Raw genomic sequence first — 18,044 nt, 5'->3', positions numbered from 1 at the left:
AACGCATCGAAGCCCCACTCATCGCCGTCATCGACGGCGGCCAAGGCGCATACAGCGCAATCAAAAAGTGCTGGCCGACTACGAAAATTCAACGCTGCCTCGTCCACGCCCAACGCGTGGTCCGCCGCTACACCACCACCAACCCACGCACCGATGCCGGGCGCACCATCTACCGACTTGCGCTGAAACTGACCCGGATCACCACACTGGATGAAGCCGCCGCGTGGGGTGTGCAACTGCACGAGTTTTCAACGATCTACCGGGAATGGATGAACGAGAAAACCATGATCAAAGACCCCAAAACAGGTGCATGGACCCGCGTGTGGACCCACCACAACGTGCGCAAGGCCTACAACAGCCTCAACCATCTTTGGCGGTCCGAGATGCTGTTTGTCTACCTCAACCCGCCAGCAGGAGTCCTTGCGCCCGAGCGGATCAAATCCACCACCAACAGCTTAGAAGGCGGCATCAACGCCCAGCTCAAACTGCTCGCCAGAACCCACCGCGGCAGATCAGGCGAACGACAACGCCGCATGCTGGATTGGTGGCTCTACTTAAAAACGGAACTGCCTGACGATCCAGTACGAATCGCCAGGCAGTCCGACTGGGGCCAGGGCCAACTCGCCAAAGTATCCACCCTGACCCAAACCGAGAACCAAGCCGACCACGAAACAGGACGCCCAGCCCTCTACGACAACGCTATCGACACCGACTACACCCACTCAATCGGCATTCAAAAAGGCCAAATCTAACCCCCGCGACACGCCGAGCCAGACACACATTTTGACCCTTAACCCTGGGTTCCGGCAGGAACGCACGGGGAGAATGGCGATTGCGGATAAATTCGGAATACTTATTGGTTGCAGTCATGCGCGTCACCCTACACTTCGCCGCATGTGTCCGCCGTAAACCATGTGGGTCCAGCGGGGGTGGGTGGGACTGGAGTAAGTGGAAAACGAAAAATCGCCCACCTGAAAGATGGGCGAAAATGGAGGGAATGACGGGAATCGAACCCGCGTCTTCAGCTTGGAAGGCTGAGGTATTAGCCACTATACGACATTCCCACAGCGCGCTATTGAACGCTGCGCCATACTTTAGCGCACGCGAGGGCAAAAATGAAAATAGGGAACTAGGGTGGCGTTTGAGCCGTTGTTATAAGAGGAATGGCCCTACCAATAGAAAGCGATGATCGTAGTGGAAATTTTGCTCCTTGTGCTGGCAGTGGGCGGAGGCGCGTGGTTTATGTCTTCGCGCAACGCTCAAAAGCGCCGCGAGGAACGAGAAGCACAGCAATTGGCCGGTGCACAAGCTGACGCTCGCCGGTGGATTGAACGCCTGGGTGGCCAAGTGATGCAGATTTCTGGCACGGACTCTGCCTCCCAACAGGCAATGGCCGATGCGTCTGAGCGTTTTACAGCAGCTAACTCGGCGATTTCGCGCGCCACCACCGCAAAGCAGGCGAATCTAGCGCGTGAGTCCGCCTTGGAAGGCATGCACTATGTGAATGCCGCGCGCGAAATTATGGGCATGAACCCGGGCCCAGAGCTGCCACCGCTCGAGGGGCAGCGCGCCGCCGGTAAGGTGACGGAAAAGCGCACCGTGGAAGCGAATGGCCAGCAGATCACTGCTTCGCCGTACGCCTCCGCGGATACCCCGAACTACTACCCAGGCGGAACCGTCGCAGGACGCCCAGTTCCGGCAGGGTGGTACTCGCGTCCGTGGTGGGCTGATGCATTGCAGACCGGCGTGTGGATGGTCGGCTACTCCATGATGTTTAATGCCCTATTCTCCGGTATGTCTGGCATTGGCTATTCTGCGGCCGCTGCTGAAAGCGGCGACTGGGGTGGCGGTGAAGGCATGGGCGATGCTGGCGACATGGGTGGTGACGCTGGCGATGCTGGCGGCGCCGGTGACATGGGCGGCGGCGATGACGGTGGCGGCCTGTTTGATGGCCTTGGCGATGGCGATGGTGGCGGATTCTTTGACGGAATGTTTGATTTCGATTTCTAGCCGCTAGGCTGTCAAAAGTGGCCTCTGTGCTGCGTTGATTCCATTAGGTGGGGGTCCGTTTAGGAGATTTAAAACGGACACGGTACACTGTCTCAGGTATGCAACGCAGCCAAGGCAACTTGGTGGCCTACATACGGGGCGTGGCGCAGTTTGGTAGCGCACCTGCTTTGGGAGCAGGGGGTCGCAGGTTCAAATCCTGTCGCCCCGACGTATGGGGGTCTGGAAATGCCCTAATAAGGATTTCCGGACCCCCTTTAAGTTTATGTACGTAAAACAATGAAGCCAGGGAGATTCACTCGTGAAGACCACCGTAGACAAGCTGAGCGATACCCGCGTTAAGCTCACCGTCAACGTTCCGTTTGCGGAGCTGGACCAGGAAATCGATCAAGCTTACGCGGCAATCGCGCAGCAGGTTTCTATTCCAGGTTTCCGTAAGGGCAAGGCACCGCGCCAGCTTATTGATGCTCGCTTCGGCCGCGGCCCCATCCTGGAGCAGGTTGTCAACGACATGCTGCCTTCCCGCTACGAGCAGGCAGTCAAGGAAAACGATCTGAAGGTCATCGGTCAGCCGGACGTTGACATTTCCAAGATCGAGGACAAGGACTTCGTGGAGTTCACCGCCGAGGTTGATATCCGCCCTGAGTTCGAGATCCCGGACTTCTCCAAGATCTCCGTTACCGTCCCGGCCCTGAAGGCTGACGAAGAGGACGTCGACAAGGCTCTGGAGGAGCTGGCAGAGCGCTTCGGTGAGCTCAAGGACACCAAGCGCAAGATGAAGACCGGCGACTACGCCATCATCGACATCACCGCTGAGATTGACGGCGAGAAGATCGAAGACGCTTCCACCGAGGGCCTTTCCTACCGCATCGGCGACGATGACCTCATCAAGGGTCTGGATACCGCCCTGCGTGGCATGAAGACCGGTGAGGATAACGAATTCACCTCCACCATCCAGTCCGGCGAGCACAAGGACGAAGAGGCTACCATCAAGGTCCACGTCCAGCAGTCCAAGGAGCGCAAGCTGCCGGCTATGGACGATGAGTTCGCTCAAATGGCTTCTGAGTTCGACACCATGGACGAGCTGCGTGAGTCCACCAAGACCCAGGTGGAGGAGACCAAGAAGGCTGAGCAGGCTGCACAGATCCGCGATGAGGTTCTGAAGTCCGCACTGTCCGAGGTTGAATTCGAGCTGCCGCAGTCCGTAGTGGACGAGCAGGCTCACTCCCAGCTGCACCAGATCCTGGGCCAGCTGGCTCACGATGAGAAGGCACTGGCTCAGCTGCTTGAGGCACAGGGCACCTCCCGCGAAGAGTTTGATAAGCAGACTCGCGAGCAGGCCGAAGAGTCCGTGCGCACCCAGCTGTTCCTTGACGCTGTAGCAGAGAAGGAAGAGCCGGAAGTTTCCCAGCAGGAGCTGACCGACCACATCCTGTTCACCGCTCAGTCCTACGGCATGGACCCGAACCAGTTCATCCAGCAGCTGCAGTCCAACGGCCAGATCGCAAACCTCTTCTCTGACGTGCGCCGTGGCAAGGCACTGGCTGCCGCTATCTGCCGCACCACCGTCAAGGATGAAGAGGGCAACGACGTAGACGTTGACCAGTACTTCGGTGAAATCGAAGAAGAGGACGCTGCAGAAGCTTCCGAGGAGAAGTAATCTCCCGCTTGTAACGCGCTGCTGCCACATGTGTGGTGGCGAGCGCGCATGAAACCCCGGATTCAGGTAACTCAAGGATGAGCCTGAATCCGGGGTTTGTGTCATTGTGAACGCCCTCTAGGAGTCTTTGAGTACTTCGAAGAGGGCGTGATGTGTGTTGGCTGGGGATACCGCTAGCCGTTCTTGGCTCTAAAGGCCTCGTCGGTCAACTGCAGGAAGCGCATAACGTAATCCTTGACAAAGTCTGCGGTACGTTGATTGAGATGTCCGGACTCTTCGAAAAGGGTGGGGGATTGGCCCAGAAATACTTCGGGCTGACCAGGGAGCGGCATGTCGAAGTAGGACAGAGCGAGGCGAAGGTTCTTCTGTGAACTGTAGCCGCCCATGCGGCCTACAGAGTGGCTAATGATACCTACGGGAAGGTTCTTCCACGCCACATCTGAGTTGGGTTTAGAGCCGATGTCCACTGCGTTTTTGAGGCAGGCAGGGATAGTGCGGTTGTTCTCTGGCGTAATGAAGAGGATCCCGCTCGAGTTCTTGATGGTCTCGCGAAAGGTGGTGTACTCAGCCGGAGTGGGCTTGTCCGTGACGGCGGGGTCATCGTAGTCGAAGTCATAGAGCGGCAAGTCACGGATTTCCACGATGTTTGCCTCGTAGCCTTCAGGGATCATCGTGAGCACCTCGTGTGCAATCTTGCGTGCAAATGACTCTCGGCGCAGGCTGCCGACGATAACGCTGATACGTGGGGTGGTCATGGTAAACCTTCTTTCTTAGTTGGGTGTAGGGAGACGTGGTCAAGGGAGAAAAGGCTTGCAGCCAAAGGCCGGTGGTGGGCCGGCAGCGTGGGCGGCGGTGAGGAAGCCATCTACTTTGTCTCCTTCTTCATGGCGGAAGTACAGTTCGATGAGTCCTAGAAGCCCCCCGAGGACGGCCTCTCGTGCGGCGGATGTATTCAACAGCCGCATGGCTGCGGGTTGGTTTCCTTCGCGGATGGCTTCGAACAGCGCGATGGTCTCAAGCCAGCTTCCTTGGTCCGGTCGCGGAAAAGGTTTAGAAATCCCAGTCATCATCACTCGTTTCTTCAGCAGTACCAATGACATAGGAGGAACCAGATCCGGAGAAGAAGTCATGGTTCTCATCTGCTCCGGGGGCTAGGGCCGCGAGGATTTCTGGGTTCACTTCCGTTTCTTCGGGCGGGAAATAATCCGGGTAGCCCAAATTCATGAGTGCCTTATTGGCGTTATAGCGAACGAACACGGCTACATCATCCATGAGTCCCAAAGGCTCATATAGCTCGCCGGAATAGTCCAGCTCTAGTGCATAAAGCTCTTCTAGCAAAGAAATGGTGAAATCATGCATCTCCTTCTGCCGTAGCGGGGTCGTGGATTCCAGACCGCGCTGATATTTGTAACCCGAGTAGTAGCCGTGCACTGCCTTGTCACGCAGAATGAGGCGGATCATGTCTGCCGTATTTGTCAGGGTGGCGTGGACAGAAAAGTGCAAGGGAAGATAGAAACCCGCGTAGAGAAGCAGCGAGGAAAGCAACGTCGATGACACCTTGCGTTTGAGTGGATCCGGCCCAAAATAGTGCGCGAGAACTTTCTTGGCGCGTGCCTGGAGAAGGTCGTTATTCACCGCCCAGCGGTATGCTTCATCAATTTCCTTTGTACTGCTCAGGGTAGAAAACACTGAAGAGTATGAACGGGCATGGACTGACTGCATGAAGGCGATGTTGGTATACACGGCCTCCTCGTGTTCGGTGCGGGCATCTTGAATCTGACAGATTTCACCCACGGTGGCCTGGACAGTATCCAGGGTGGTGAGTCCCGTGAACACCCGCATGGTGAGGTTGCGTTCCTCGGGTGTCATCTTCTGCCACGCCGGGAGATCATTAGAAAGCGGGACCTTCTCTGGCAACCAAAAGTTGGCGGTTAGACGGTTCCACACTTCAAGATCCTTGTCATCGCTCACCCGGTTCCAATTGATGGCGCGGATGCGGGCTGAAGGATCATGCCGGTAGCTCGGCGGAGTAACTGAAATGCTGGTTAGTTCAGCACTATTCGATGTTGACGACATAGCTTCTTTCTTTCTGAGTGAATGGTTGTGGACAAAGGGGAGGACCGTGCTCCTACAAAGCACAGGAGACGCAGCCTTCGACCTCGGTTCCTTGGAGCGCGGATTGGCGTAAACGGATGTAGTAGAGGGTCTTGATTCCGGCTTTCCAGGCATAGATTTGTGCCTTGTTGATGTCCCGCGTGGTGGTATCAGCGGTAAAGAACAAGGTCAGGGAAAGCCCTTGGTCCACGTGTTGGGTGGCCATGGCGTAGGTGTCGATGATTTTTTCGTATCCCACGGCGTAGGAGTCATCGAAATACTCCAGGTTGTCGTTGGTCATTTCCGGCGCGGGGTAGTACACGCGCCCCAAGCGGCCTTCCTTGCGTATTTCAATTTTGGAGGCAATTGGGTGGATGGACGCGGTGGAGTCATTGATGTAGGAAATTGATCCAGTGGGTGGAACTGCCTGCAAGTAGGCGTTGTAGATGCCGTCTTGCATCACTTGATTCTTGAGCCGTAGCCAATCCTCGCGTTGAGGGATCTGCACGCCTGCTTCGTGGAAGAGCTGTTTTACGTGTTCAGTGGCTGGCGCCCAGACTTGGTCGATGTATTTGTCAAAGTAGGCGCCAGTGGCATAGGTGGATTCTTCGAAGCCTGTGAATCGTTGACCTTTTTCAACCGCGAGTGCATGGGATGCGCGGAGCGCATGGTAGGTCACCGTGAGGAAATAGATATTTGTAAAGTCCAGTGCCTCGGCGCAGCCATAAGGAATACGCTGTGAAGCAAGGAAGCCGTGGAGATTCATTTGGCCCAGACCAATGGCATGCATGGAAGCATTTCCGTGAGCGATGGAGGGAACAGCTTCGATATTCGTCAGGTCTGAAACCTTCGTGAGGGCACGCACTGCGGTTTCGACGGTCTCCCCGAAGTCCGGCGATTCAAAAGCCTTCGCAATGTTGAGCGAACCTAGATTGCAGGAAATATCCTGGCCAAGGGTGGTGTAGTCACCCGAAGCTCCGTAGGTCGATGGCGTGTTGACCTGGAGGATTTCGCTACACAGGTTGGACATATTGATATGTCCTTTGAGGGGATTAGCGCGGTTGACCGTATCCTCAAAGAGGATGTAGGGGTATCCGGATTCAAACTGAAGCTCAGCCAGCGTGGTGAAAAACTCGCGGGCCTTAATGGTCGTGTGAGAGATTCGCGGATTGGCAACCAGCTCGTCGTAGTACTCGGTGATGGACATGTCAGACATGGCTACGCCGTACTCGCGAGCGATGTCATACGGGCTAAAAAGATGCATATCCTTGTTCTCTTTGGCCAGACGGAAGGTTATATCTGGAATAACAACCCCCAGCGAAAGAGTCTTGATGCGGACTTTCTCATCGGCATTTTCCCGCTTGGTATCCAGGAAGCGAAGAATATCTGGATGGTGCGCATGCAGGTAGACGGCTCCAGCGCCCTGCCGGGAGCCCAATTGGTTGGCATAGCTGAAGCTATCTTCGAGAATCTTCATGACTGGGACTACGCCGGAAGCCTGGTTCTCAATCTTTTTGATCGGGGCTCCGGATTCGCGCAGATTGCTCAGCAACAGGGCCACTCCACCACCGCGCTTTGATAGTTGCAGTGCAGAGTTCACGCAGCGGCCAATGCTCTCCAAATTGTCTTCGATTCGCAGGAGGAAGCAGGAGACCATTTCGCCGCGCTGGGCTTTGCCTGCGTTGAGAAAAGTAGGGGTGGCGGGCTGGAAGCGTCCGGTCATGATGTCATCCACCAGCTTTTCTGCGAGCTCTTCGTCGCCCTGTGCAAGGTATAAAGCTGTGGTGGCGACGCGTTCTTCGTAGCCTTCTAGGAATCGGGAGCCATCAAAGGTTTTCAGTGCATATGAAGTGAAGAACTTAAATGCGCCGAGGAAGGTGCGGAACTGATGCTTAACTCGATGTGCTCTGTCGTACATGGCGCACAGAAAGGCGTCATCATAAAGCTCAAGGAAATCCCGCTCGTAGTACTCGTTATCAACCAACCATTCCAAGCGTTGCTTGGTGGAATCGAACTGATGCATGCGGGGAGCGACATGGTGCGTGACATAGTCTTGTGCTGCCTGAATGTCCTTGTCAAACTGGATTTTTCCAGAAGCGTCGAACAAGTTCAGCTGCGCGTTGAGTGCGTGGTAGCTCTTGCGCTTGCCGACACCGCCGGCATTGTCTGCTGAAGCGGTGCGGGGCGTAGCGCCAATAGTCTGTGTGGGGGTGGCATCAAGAGGCCACATTGTGTTTTCCAATCTGTGTGATGCGGATGTGTTCTTCATCTTGTGGGGGATTAATGGGGTGTCATCGTTAACTGCTTTTGCTGCTCCCAAAACTTCTGAAGGCCCTGCTTTACGGCGGCGATGTCCTTCTGGGTGCCGAGAAGCTCGAAGTGATACAGCTCCGGTACGTGGCACTTGGCGGAAATGATGCGTCCGGCGACGCAGTAAGCACTTCCGAAGTTGGTATTCCCTGAGGTAATAACGCCCCGGATAAAGGAGCGGTTGATTGGGTCATTGAGGAAGTCGATGACCTGTTTGGGGACTGCGCGTTTGAGCGAGCCGCCGCCGTAGGTGGGAACGATGAGTACGTACGGGTGTGAAACCTGGATCATCCCGGTTTTCTTGGGGCGCAGTGGAATGCGCACCGCGGGTCTATCTAAGCGTTCGACGAATCTTTTCGTGTTCTCTGAAACGCTGGAAAAGTACACCAAATCTGGTGAGTCTGACATGGCAATCCTGCTCATCCTGGCCTTAGCCATAAGTGGGGTAGGTGATATTCGAAAAGACTAACTACGCAATGCCGTAGTTGCAACTACGGTCTAACGTAGTTTTGAAAAGGGCAGGTGAGAGCAGGATTAATGCAAAGGGGAATGTCTAAAGGTTGTGGTGTGCTACAAACACTGCGTCGGTAGCTGGGCGTCCAAGTACTACCCACTGAGTGCCGCCGGCCACCTGTATTTCGAGAGAATCTGAAAAGGGCGCTCCCTCGCGCGTGCTAAGAACAGCCCCAGTGACAATGCCGCGCTCTTCAAGGAACTTCAGCAGTTGTGGGTCGGAATCAGAAATGCGTTCCACGGTCACCTGCGATTGTGCACCGCTGTCGGTGAGGCGATGCGCACTGGGGATGGTGATCTGTCCATCAACCGTAGGGATAGGATCGCCGTGCGGATCCCTAGTGGGGTAATCAAGGAACTTATCCACACGTTCTATGAGCATGTCAGACACCGCGTGTTCGAGATTTTCGGCTTCATTATGGACTTCGTCCCAGGTGTAGCCCAATGCTTGAACCAAAAAAGACTCAAGCAATCGGTGACGGCGCACCATGACCAATGCGTACTGCCTGCCAAGTTCGGTTAACTCCACAGAGCCATAGGGCGTGTGTGACACGAGCCCTTGCTTCGCCATTTTGCGCACTGCATCGGAAACCGAGGAGAGCTTGAGTCCCAGCTGTTTCGCTATAAGCGTGGCGGTAACGGGCTCGGATGACCATTCCTTTAGCCCCCAGATAGCTTTCAAATAGTTCTGGGTACTGGTGGACAGCTCGGAAACAGACATGAGTAAATGTTAACCCAGCTTCCGTGTGCGCCTTTGGCGCTGTGGCCCAACGCTCATAGCGAACAGAGGCCAAGTTTGAGAGGAATGCCGGTAAGGTGGGGCCAGTTAAAGCATTCTTCACTTGAAGGAGAACCACTAATGTCTGAGAAGATTTCAATGAACTCGTCGTCTACGGGTATGAATCTGAGCGATAGCGTGTACGAGCGCCTGTTGCGCGAGCGCATTATCTTCCTGGGAACCCAGGTCGATGATGAGATTGCGAACAAGCTGTGCGCCCAGATCCTCCTGCTGTCTGCCGAGGACCCCACTCGCGACATTTCGCTCTACATCAACTCCCCGGGTGGCTCTGTCACTGCGGGCATGGCTATTTATGACACCATGAAGTACTCGCCGTGCGATATTGCCACGTACGGCATGGGCCTGGCTGCCTCCATGGGTCAGTTCCTGCTTTCCGGCGGCACCAAGGGCAAGCGCTACGCTCTGCCGCACGCGCGCATTATGATGCACCAGCCTTCCGCTGGTGTCGGTGGTACCGCTGCGGACATCGCCATCCAGGCTGAGCAATTTGCTCAGACCAAGCGGGAGATGGCGGAGCTCATTGCCGAGCACACCGGCCAGACCTTTGAGCAGATCACCAAGGACTCCGACCGTGACCGTTGGATGACCGCCCAACAGGCCAAGGACTACGGCATTGTTGACCACGTCATTGAGTCCGTTAACGGCCCGCTGAGCAACTAGGGAATAAGGAGAAAATCACTATGAATCAGTCCCAGATGCCAAGTTCCCGCTACGTTCTGCCGTCCTTCATTGAGCAGTCCGCACAGGGCACTAAGGAAACCAACCCGTACTCCAAGCTGTTTGAGGAGCGCATCATCTTCCTGGGCACCCAGGTCGATGACACCTCCGCTAACGACATCATGGCGCAGCTGCTGGTCCTGGAGTCCCAGGACCCAGACCGCGATATCACGATGTACATCAACTCCCCGGGCGGCTCCTTTACCGCGCTGATGGCCATCTATGACACCATGCGCTACGTCCGCCCGGACGTGCAGACCGTGTGCTTGGGCCAGGCCGCTTCGGCGGCAGCTGTGCTGCTTGCCGCCGGTGCGCCGGGCAAGCGTGCAGCTTTGCCGAACTCCCGCGTGCTCATTCACCAGCCGGCAACTCAGGGTACTCAGGGTCAGGTTTCTGATCTAGAGATCCAGGCCGCCGAGATTGAGCGCATGCGCAAGCTGATGGAAACCACCCTGTCTGAGCACACTGGTCGTACCGCTGAGCAGATCCGCATCGATACGGATCGCGATAAGATTCTGACCGCTCAGGAAGCCGTTGAATACGGCATCATCGATACGGTCTTTGATTACCGCAAGCTCAACGCTTAATTTGGAATAACTTATTCCAGGTGGCCCCTGCCGCGCAGCCGGATTCCGGTTGCGTTGCAGGGGCTTTTGGCGTTGTGGGGCAGGGAAGGGGCAATCCCCGGTAATTCTTGCTGCACCCGAATGGGGTAATGCCCTCTGCGCAATATCTGCAGGTCGTTAGGTTTAATTCTATCGTGCGACACTAAACTTATAACAGCCAATTTGTGATTTAGGCCTCCAAGTGGTCAGATATTTTCATGGAGAAACACACATCTGACGCGGCGGCTCAGGCTGCTGCGCCCACGCCGCAGAGCAGCGAACGTACATTCTTTGGCCACCCATGGGGCTTGGCCAACCTCTTTGGCGTGGAAATGTGGGAGCGCTTCAGCTTCTACGGCATGCAGGCACTTGTCTTGCTGTACATGTATTACGCCACTACCGATGGCGGTCTTGGTCTAGACCGCGCGGACGCGACTTCCATCGTGGGTGCCTATGGCGGCTTGGTGTACATGGCCTGCTTGTTGGCTTCCCTGGTTGCTGACCGAGTCTTGGGTGCAGAGCGCACTCTGTTCTATTCGGCCGTTCTGGTTATGGCCGGCCACCTCGCGTTGGCGTTTATCCCCGCGGTAACCGGTTTGGCCATTGGTCTTGTCCTCATTGCGATTGGTTCCGGTGGCGTTAAGACCACTGCGCAGGTTGTGCTTGGTTCTATGTACTCCCGCGATGACCCGCGCCGCGATGGTGGTTTCTCCATCTTCTATATGGGCGTCAATATCGGTGGCCTTTTTGGCCCTCTGATTACCACCGCGCTGTGGGGCTGGAAGGGCTTCCACTGGGGCTTTGGCATCGCGGCTATTGGTATGGCGCTTGGCCTGACTCAGTATTCCCTGATGCGCAAAACCACCATCAAGGATGCAGGGCATGAAGTTCCAAACCCGGCTAGCCCGAAGCAATTGCTCATGGGTGTGGTGGTAGTTGCAGCCATTATCGTGGTTATGGTGGTGGCAGTGGCTACCGGCGCTATTCAGGTTGATTGGCTGTCCAATATTGTCACCGCGGTTGCTCTGGTTGCTGCAATCTATCTGTGGGCGCAGATGTATACCTCGAAGTTGGTGACCCGTGAGGAAAAGAACCGTCTGTTGGGCTTTATTCCGATGTTTATTTCCGGTGTTTTGTTCTTCGGTATCTTCCAGCAGCAGTTCACCGTAATGACGATTTATGCGGATGTGCGCTTGGATCGCCACATGTTTGGTTGGGAAATCCCGCCATCACTGGTGCAGTCCATTAACCCGATCTTTATTGTTATTTTCTCCGCTATCTTCGCAACGATGTGGACGAAGCTAGGAAATAGGCAGTGGTCCACCCCAGTGAAGTTCGGCGTAGCCAATATCGTCATCGGCATCTCCTTGTTCTTCTTCCTGCCGTACTCGGGTGCGGCGGCGAATTCCACGCCGATGTATGTCATCATCCTCATTCTGTTCCTGTTCACTATGGCGGAGCTTCTCCTGTCGCCGGTTGGCAATGCGCTTGCCACCAAGGTGGCGCCGGTGGCATTCCCATCCCGCATGATGGCGGTGTGGATGATGGCGGTGGCTATGGGTACCTCGCTGGCCGGCTCCTTGGCTAGCTTCTATAACCCAGATGATGCAGGCGCGGAGAATACCTTCTTTATCTCTCTCGGCGTTGTATCCATCGTGTTGGGTGCTATCCTGCTTGCTCTAAGCCGCTGGGTGGTAAAGAAGTTCTCTACCTTCCGCTAGGTGCTGTAAAACACCCTTAAATGGGAGGTATGTCGGCGTGATGTTGGCATACCTCCCTAAGTGGTTTTTATCACTCGGGTTAAGCAAGGAAGGCGGGGGAACATAGACGGCATGAGCTGGGGAAGTTGTGTCCCGCTGGGCTTCTTTTGGGCTCGATTCTGAGGTCCAACAGGTTAACAAAAGGTTAACCAAAGGGAATATTAAAGAAAATCAATTGTCTGTGGATAGGCGCAGGAGTACTCTGCATTTCGTCCGCGACGCGTGAAGGCGCCGCCGATGCGTACCGTGTTCATCTGTTTTCTTTCCAAGGGGCCAACGCTGTGACAGCGACTCTGATTATCCTCGGCATTGTGGTGGTAACCGCCCTTGCCTTTGACTTTACGAACGGATTTCATGACACTGCCAACGCGATGGCTACGTCCATTGCCACCGGTGCTTTGAAGCCTTTTACTGCGGTGGCAATCTCCGCAGTGCTTAACCTTGTGGGTGCCTTCCTCTCGGTCAATGTTGCTGCGACCGTGGCAAAGGGCATCGTTAACCTTGATTCCTACGACCTATCTGGCGCCGCCGCTGACACTGACGGCCAAGCGCTGCTTATGGTCGTCTTTACTGGCCTTATCGGCGGTATTATCTGGAACCTGTTCACCTGGTTGCTGGGTATGCCGTCCAGTTCCTCCCACGCCCTGTTCGGTGGCCTCATCGGTGCCGCCTTCGCTGCGATGGGCTCGACTGGCGTGGAGTGGTCTTCCATTGCCGGCAAGATCATTATCCCGGCCGTTGCCTCGCCTATCATTGCGGCGCTGGTTTCGGCGTGTGCCACGTTCCTTATCTACTGGGTAACCAACACCATCCCGAATAAGGCGAAGAACGAGCACTTCCGCCACGGTCAGATCGTCACCGCCTGCCTGGTGTCCCTGGCGCACGGCGCTGGCGATGCGCAGAAGACCATGGGCGTTATCTTCCTGGCACTGGTTGCCTCTGGGCATGCGGTTGCCGACGCCCGCATTCCAACCTGGGTTATCGTTTCTTGTGCTGTGGCTATCGCGGCCGGCACTTTGTCCGGCGGCTGGCGCGTTATCCGCACCCTGGGCAAGGGTCTGGTGGAGATTGAGTCCCCGCAGGGTATGGCCGCTGAAGCTACTTCTGCAGCCATCATCCTCACCTCTGCTACCGGTGGTATGGCACTGTCCACCACCCACGTATCCACCGGTTCCATCCTGGGTACCGGCCTGGGTCGCCGTGGTGCCGAGGTTCGCTGGGGTGTGGCCATGCGCATGGTGTCCGCATGGCTCATCACCTTGCCGTGCGCAGCGTTCGTGGGCTTTGCTACCTGGTGGTTGGCACACGGCGTCTCCTCCTTCACTAACGTGGCAACCGGTGCCATCGTGGACTTCGTCTTGCTGCTGGCAATGGCCGCGCTCATTGTCATCCGTTCCCGCATGAACCCGGTGGATGCTTCCAACGTCAACAACGACTGGGATCCAAACTCCGAGTCCGTGGATTCCTCCATGGGTGCGGGCTCTAGCCGCAAGGAGCCAGTTGCTGCCGGCGCCGCACCAGTGTCCGCTACCAATGCGGAGGATGCCTCCGCGCCGTCTACTGCTCAAGAGGAGCGCTAAACCATGACTGCTGCAGAAATCTTCCAGTCCCTCATTCACGTTGCAGGCTTGGCCCTGGTCTTCGGCGCTGGCATTCCGCTCCTTTTCTCCTTGGGTATGCGGTGCATGACCGGTGACCCCATTCGTGATGACAATGGCGTTGTCGTAGGTGATACTCCGGCAAGCACTCAGATGAAGGTGCTTGGCTGGACTGTCTATGCGGTGCTGGCCGTAATTATCCTCGTGGCCATCATGTGGATTGCCCGCGAGACGCTGGACCACTACTTTGGCTTCGCGCCGTTTGGTGACCTCTAAGTCACTGTCCTTCCTGGGGGGGTAAACCTCTCATGTGACGCGCGGCACACTTTTCCAAAGTTAACAAAAGGTTAACTTTAAGCGGCCTAGGGGTTGCTTAGTGGAAGTGTGCCGCGTATATTCTTCTCTATCAAACAGAGAGAAAGCCACATGGAGGTGTGAGAAATGAACAAGATGCGTACTTTGATGGACGGCATCGCTGATGTGTTCAAGGGCTCCACCACTGGAACCGGCCTGGACACCGTTTCAGAAGCTCCGGTTCGCGCTTTGGTGGCAGAAACCCTGCTTGACGCTGATAAGACCCCTGCTACTACCAAGGACGTAGCAGAGGCACTAGAAACCGTCACCGGTCATGCTCCGGATGAACACGAGATGCTCGATGCAGAACTTTTCCTGCTCGACTTCGATTGGCTGCAGTAAGCAGCAACTTAATGAAATCCCCACGAGGCCCCTTGCCGCACACTGTGTAGCAGGGGGCTTTGTGCTGCGTGGGGTACACGGGGGCGTCGGCAAGCGCGGCTAATCCCGCGGCGGCAGGATGGCCTCAGGGGTCTCGGGCAGAAGCTGGCCGCCATCGATAATTAGTGTTTGGCCGGTGATGTAGCCTGCCTCTTCCGAAGCTAGGAAGGCTGCTGCAGTGCCAATATCGCGCGGGGTGCCCAGGCGGTGCAACGGTACCGAGCGTGTCATTTGATCGAGGTACTCCTGGCCTTGGGCCTCGAGGCCCTCGGTGAGGATATTGCCTGGGAGGACGCCGTTGATGGTGACGCCATCGCGGGCCACTTCGAGCGCGGCTGAACGCATAAAACCCTGCTGGGCGGCCTTGGAGGCGCCGTAGTGGGCCCAGCCCGGAAAGCCCGTGTGTGAGCCGGTGATAGATGTGGTGATGACGATGCGCCCATAGCGGCGTTGCTTGAGGTAGGGGAGTGCCTCCTGGACCACCTTGAAGGTGCCGTGGGTGTTGATGGCAAACATTGCCTCCCACTTATCATCGGTCATCTCTGCCAGCGGGCAGTTGGGAAAGACGCCGGCATTGGAGCACACAATGTCGAATCCGCCGTGCTCGGCAGTGACCTGGCGGTACATGTCCCTAACCGAAGCGCGGTCGGTGACGTCCACGCGAATGGCACTGGCACCCAACTCCTTAGCGGTAGTGTTGGCGTGGTCTAGGTTGATATCGGCGATGGCAACGGTGGCGCCGGCCTCACGCAGCGAGGCGACGATGCCGCGGCCAATGCCGGAGGCGCCGCCGGTGACGATGGCTACCCGGCCTGTGAGATCGAACATGATGCTCCTGATCCTAAAAGGGGTGGGATGAGGGTGATTTCACCTTCTAGTTTAGGCCGCAAGAGCAGGAAAGGCCTGGGAATTTCGCCACGCGGGAAGGAATGAATGAAGGGCCTGTCGGGTTGATTTACTAAGGTAGAAACAGATGAAGATTAAGCCGCTCGGAAGGGTAGAATCGTCCTTCCAACTGTGGATAGCGGTACGAAAAGCGAGTGTGAAAGAACTTAATGGCACGTATGCAAGAAAGCGCTGACCTGCTCAAGTGTTCCTTTTGTGGCAAGAGTCAGAAGCAGGTGAAAAAGCTCATCGCCGGCGGCGGTGTCTACATCTGCGATGAGTGCATCGAGCTATGCAATGAGATCATCGAAGAGGAACTGGGCCAAGAGCAGGCGCAAGAATCCTCCGATGCAGAGGTGCGCCTGCCTCGGCCCTCGCAGATTTCTGCCTTCCTAGATAAGTATGTCATCGGCCAAGACAAGGCCAAGCGCGTGTTGTCTGTAGCGGTGTATAACCACTACAAGCGCATCAAGGCCGAAGAGTCGGCGGCGTTGGAGGCCCGCCGCAAGAAGGCCGAGGGCGATGAGGTGGAGATCTCCAAGTCCAATATCTTGATGTTGGGGCCTACGGGTTCCGGTAAGACCTACCTGGCGCAGACCTTGGCCCGGCTTCTCGATGTCCCCTTTGCCATCGCCGATGCCACCAGCCTCACCGAGGCCGGCTATGTGGGTGAAGACGTGGAAAATATCCTTCTGAAGCTGCTGCAAGCCGCGGATTTTGACGTGGAGCGTGCCCAGCGCGGCATCATCTACGTCGATGAGGTGGACAAGATTTCCCGTAAGTCGGAGAACCCGTCCATTACCCGCGACGTATCTGGTGAGGGCGTGCAGCAGGCGCTGCTGAAGATCCTAGAAGGCACCGTGGCGGCCATCCCGCCGCAAGGCGGCCGCAAGCACCCGAATCAGGAGTTTATCCAGCTGGATACCTCCAATATCTTGTTCATTGTGGCCGGCGCATTCGCGGGCCTGGATCAGGTCATTGCGGATCGCGTGGGCAGGAAGGGCGTGGGTTTCGGCGCCAACCTGGATACCAAGGACGAGCGCGAAAAGGTTGACCTCTTCTCCCAGGTACGCCCCGAGGATCTGGTGAAGTTTGGCCTTATTCCAGAGTTCATCGGCCGCCTGCCTGTCGTGGCCACGGTGGATAACCTGGACCGCGAATCTTTGGTCAAGGTGCTCACCGAGCCCAAGAACTCCCTAGTCAAGCAGTACAGCCGCCTCTTTGAGATGGATGACTGCGAATTGGACATCGAGCCTGCGGCATTGGACGCCATCGCGGAGCTCGCCTTGGAGCGCAAGACGGGTGCGCGTGGCCTGCGCGCCATCATGGAAGAGCTTTTGGTCCCGGTCATGTACGACCTGCCGGACCGTGAGGATATTGCCACGGTGCACATTACGTCGGAGTGCGTGACCGAGGGAGCGGATCCGCAGTTTAGTTATACGGATGAGGCAAAAGAATCTGCCTAGGCCTTAGCTGCCACAGCGCCTACTGGCGGGCTGTGGCAGGGTAGGGCGTGGACCGGAAGGCCCGCGCTATTACTCCTCGTTGTAGATATCCTGCGGGGAGGCCTCGTCGCCTTCTTTGGTATCGAACGAGGACGAGGTGAGGTAAGACTCGTGGCCAGAGTCCGGAATATTGGCGGTCAAAAACGCCAGCACAGCATCGACGGTGAGCCTATGCATGCCATCGATATTTTCTTGGGTATTGAAGTTCACGCCCAGCATGTTTTCCACCATCACCTGGTTGGTCACGCGGTAGACCGTCAACGAGGAAATCAGGGTGAAGATGTCATTGGCGGAAATGCCCGGGCGGAAGGCGCCGGCGTCTTGGCCCAAGAGCAGCAAGCGGTCAAGGTGGAGGGCCACTCCGGCGACGTCGGCAATAGCCTGCTGTGCCGGGTCCACAATCTGCTGGTTAGTTTCCCATACCAGCATGCGGATGGCCTCCGGGTTGGCTACGCGCTCGCGGAAAAGCCAATCCACCAACTTGCGCACGCCTTCGACCGGAACTGCGGTATCGATTTCCAGGGCATCCTCAGGCGGATTGAGACGCTGCGCGGCGGTGCTCAGCGCACGCAGGTACAAGCCCTTCTTATCGCCAAAGTGGTAGTGAATCATGCGCTTGGACATGCCGGATTCTTGGGCGATGGTCTCGAGCTTGGTTTCTGTAAAGCCAAAGCAGGAAAACTGCTTGATCGCAACGTCCACCACGGAGTCAATGCTGACGGATTCCGCGTGGGCAGCGTGAGGAGAATCCGCCTGATCTGCAGCCTGCAGTGGGTCAGTATTCTCAGTGCTCATTGCGTAAGTCCTTAATCCTTGCGGCGCGGCGGTGGCGCGGTGAACTGATGTCTAATAGTGC

Annotated in this window: 17 protein-coding genes, 2 tRNA genes and 1 pseudogene; 11 read left to right on the top strand and 9 right to left on the bottom strand. The window is 56.4% G+C overall.

Translation table 11 applies throughout. The features are described 5' to 3' along the window. A pseudogene (locus tag QP915_RS07970) lies at positions 1–752 on the top strand (IS256-like element IS1249 family transposase); the annotation flags it as partial. A 237-nt stretch (positions 753–989) separates the two neighbouring features. Here the strand turns inward: QP915_RS07970 and QP915_RS07965 are convergent. Next, positions 990–1,064, bottom strand: a tRNA-Gly gene (locus QP915_RS07965). A gap of 121 nt (positions 1,065–1,185) precedes the next feature. Between QP915_RS07965 and QP915_RS07960 the strand changes: the two genes are divergently transcribed. The 3 genes from QP915_RS07960 to tig all read left to right on the top strand — a co-directional run bounded on the left by QP915_RS07960 (position 1,186) and on the right by tig (position 3,667). Further along, complete coding sequence (locus QP915_RS07960; RefSeq protein ID WP_284768958.1) at positions 1,186–2,010, top strand: DUF1542 domain-containing protein; 825 nt, start codon at positions 1,186–1,188, stop codon at positions 2,008–2,010. 134 nt (positions 2,011–2,144) lie between these two features. Beyond that, positions 2,145–2,218 (top strand) — tRNA-Pro (locus QP915_RS07955). Positions 2,219–2,308: 90 nt separating this feature from the next. Further along, positions 2,309–3,667: a trigger factor gene (tig, locus tag QP915_RS07950; RefSeq protein ID WP_005324044.1), complete on the top strand. Its 1,359-nt coding sequence runs from the start codon at positions 2,309–2,311 to the stop codon at positions 3,665–3,667. A gap of 173 nt (positions 3,668–3,840) precedes the next feature. Here the strand turns inward: tig and QP915_RS07945 are convergent, their stop codons facing one another. From QP915_RS07945 to QP915_RS07920, 6 genes are all read right to left on the bottom strand, one after another. Next, positions 3,841–4,422, bottom strand: coding sequence for an NADPH-dependent FMN reductase (locus QP915_RS07945; protein ID WP_239204981.1), 582 nt, complete (start codon positions 4,420–4,422; stop codon positions 3,841–3,843). A gap of 39 nt (positions 4,423–4,461) precedes the next feature. After that, a complete protein-coding gene (locus QP915_RS07940; RefSeq protein WP_005329175.1) occupies positions 4,462–4,632 on the bottom strand; it encodes a hypothetical protein in 171 nt (56 codons plus the stop codon). An 85-nt stretch (positions 4,633–4,717) separates the two neighbouring features. Continuing rightward, entirely contained in the window at positions 4,718–5,743 is a 1,026-nt protein-coding gene (gene nrdF / locus QP915_RS07935) for a class 1b ribonucleoside-diphosphate reductase subunit beta (protein WP_023020918.1), read from the bottom strand. A 52-nt stretch (positions 5,744–5,795) separates the two neighbouring features. After that, positions 5,796–7,991: a class 1b ribonucleoside-diphosphate reductase subunit alpha gene (gene nrdE, locus QP915_RS07930; protein WP_284768957.1), complete on the bottom strand. Its 2,196-nt coding sequence runs from the start codon at positions 7,989–7,991 to the stop codon at positions 5,796–5,798. A 50-nt stretch (positions 7,992–8,041) separates the two neighbouring features. Further along, the gene (nrdI, locus tag QP915_RS07925; RefSeq protein WP_005324049.1) at positions 8,042–8,509 is read right to left on the bottom strand and encodes a class Ib ribonucleoside-diphosphate reductase assembly flavoprotein NrdI; all 468 of its coding nucleotides are present in this window, start codon (positions 8,507–8,509) and stop codon (positions 8,042–8,044) included. 115 nt (positions 8,510–8,624) lie between these two features. Then, the gene (locus QP915_RS07920) at positions 8,625–9,305 is read right to left on the bottom strand and encodes a metal-dependent transcriptional regulator (protein WP_005324050.1); all 681 of its coding nucleotides are present in this window, start codon (positions 9,303–9,305) and stop codon (positions 8,625–8,627) included. 138 nt (positions 9,306–9,443) lie between these two features. Here QP915_RS07920 and QP915_RS07915 point away from each other — a divergent pair, with 138 nt between their 5' ends. From QP915_RS07915 to QP915_RS07890, 6 genes are all read left to right on the top strand, one after another. After that, positions 9,444–10,043, top strand: a complete 600-nt coding sequence (locus tag QP915_RS07915) for an ATP-dependent Clp protease proteolytic subunit (protein WP_005324051.1) — start codon at positions 9,444–9,446, stop codon at positions 10,041–10,043. A gap of 20 nt (positions 10,044–10,063) precedes the next feature. Then, positions 10,064–10,687, top strand: coding sequence for an ATP-dependent Clp protease proteolytic subunit (locus QP915_RS07910; protein ID WP_005324052.1), 624 nt, complete (start codon positions 10,064–10,066; stop codon positions 10,685–10,687). A 236-nt stretch (positions 10,688–10,923) separates the two neighbouring features. Next, the gene (locus QP915_RS07905) at positions 10,924–12,426 is read left to right on the top strand and encodes a peptide MFS transporter (RefSeq protein ID WP_284768956.1); all 1,503 of its coding nucleotides are present in this window, start codon (positions 10,924–10,926) and stop codon (positions 12,424–12,426) included. Between the two features lie 320 nt (positions 12,427–12,746). After that, positions 12,747–14,045, top strand: a complete 1,299-nt coding sequence (locus QP915_RS07900) for an inorganic phosphate transporter (RefSeq protein ID WP_284768955.1) — start codon at positions 12,747–12,749, stop codon at positions 14,043–14,045. A gap of 3 nt (positions 14,046–14,048) precedes the next feature. Next, positions 14,049–14,339: a hypothetical protein gene (locus QP915_RS07895; RefSeq protein ID WP_284768954.1), complete on the top strand. Its 291-nt coding sequence runs from the start codon at positions 14,049–14,051 to the stop codon at positions 14,337–14,339. A 165-nt stretch (positions 14,340–14,504) separates the two neighbouring features. After that, a complete protein-coding gene (locus QP915_RS07890) occupies positions 14,505–14,759 on the top strand; it encodes a hypothetical protein (RefSeq protein WP_284768953.1) in 255 nt (84 codons plus the stop codon). Between the two features lie 99 nt (positions 14,760–14,858). Here the strand turns inward: QP915_RS07890 and fabG are convergent, their stop codons facing one another. Beyond that, positions 14,859–15,626, bottom strand: coding sequence for a 3-oxoacyl-ACP reductase FabG (fabG, locus tag QP915_RS07885; RefSeq protein ID WP_284768952.1), 768 nt, complete (start codon positions 15,624–15,626; stop codon positions 14,859–14,861). 227 nt (positions 15,627–15,853) lie between these two features. On the opposite strand from fabG, the gene clpX reads away from it, so the two are divergent. After that, positions 15,854–17,149 (top strand): ATP-dependent Clp protease ATP-binding subunit ClpX, encoded by a 1,296-nt coding sequence (gene clpX, locus QP915_RS07880; protein WP_284768951.1) that lies wholly within the window; start codon positions 15,854–15,856, stop codon positions 17,147–17,149. Positions 17,150–17,218: 69 nt separating this feature from the next. Here clpX and QP915_RS07875 read toward each other — a convergent pair whose 3' ends face one another. Next, positions 17,219–17,983, bottom strand: a complete 765-nt coding sequence (locus QP915_RS07875; protein WP_284768950.1) for a TetR/AcrR family transcriptional regulator — start codon at positions 17,981–17,983, stop codon at positions 17,219–17,221. Between the last annotated feature and the right edge of the window lie 61 nt (positions 17,984–18,044).

It is taken from the genome of Corynebacterium sp. MSK158 (genome assembly GCF_030229085.1).
Taxonomy (GTDB): domain Bacteria; phylum Actinomycetota; class Actinomycetes; order Mycobacteriales; family Mycobacteriaceae; genus Corynebacterium.
This window is presented reverse-complemented; position numbering and strand designations above follow the sequence as displayed.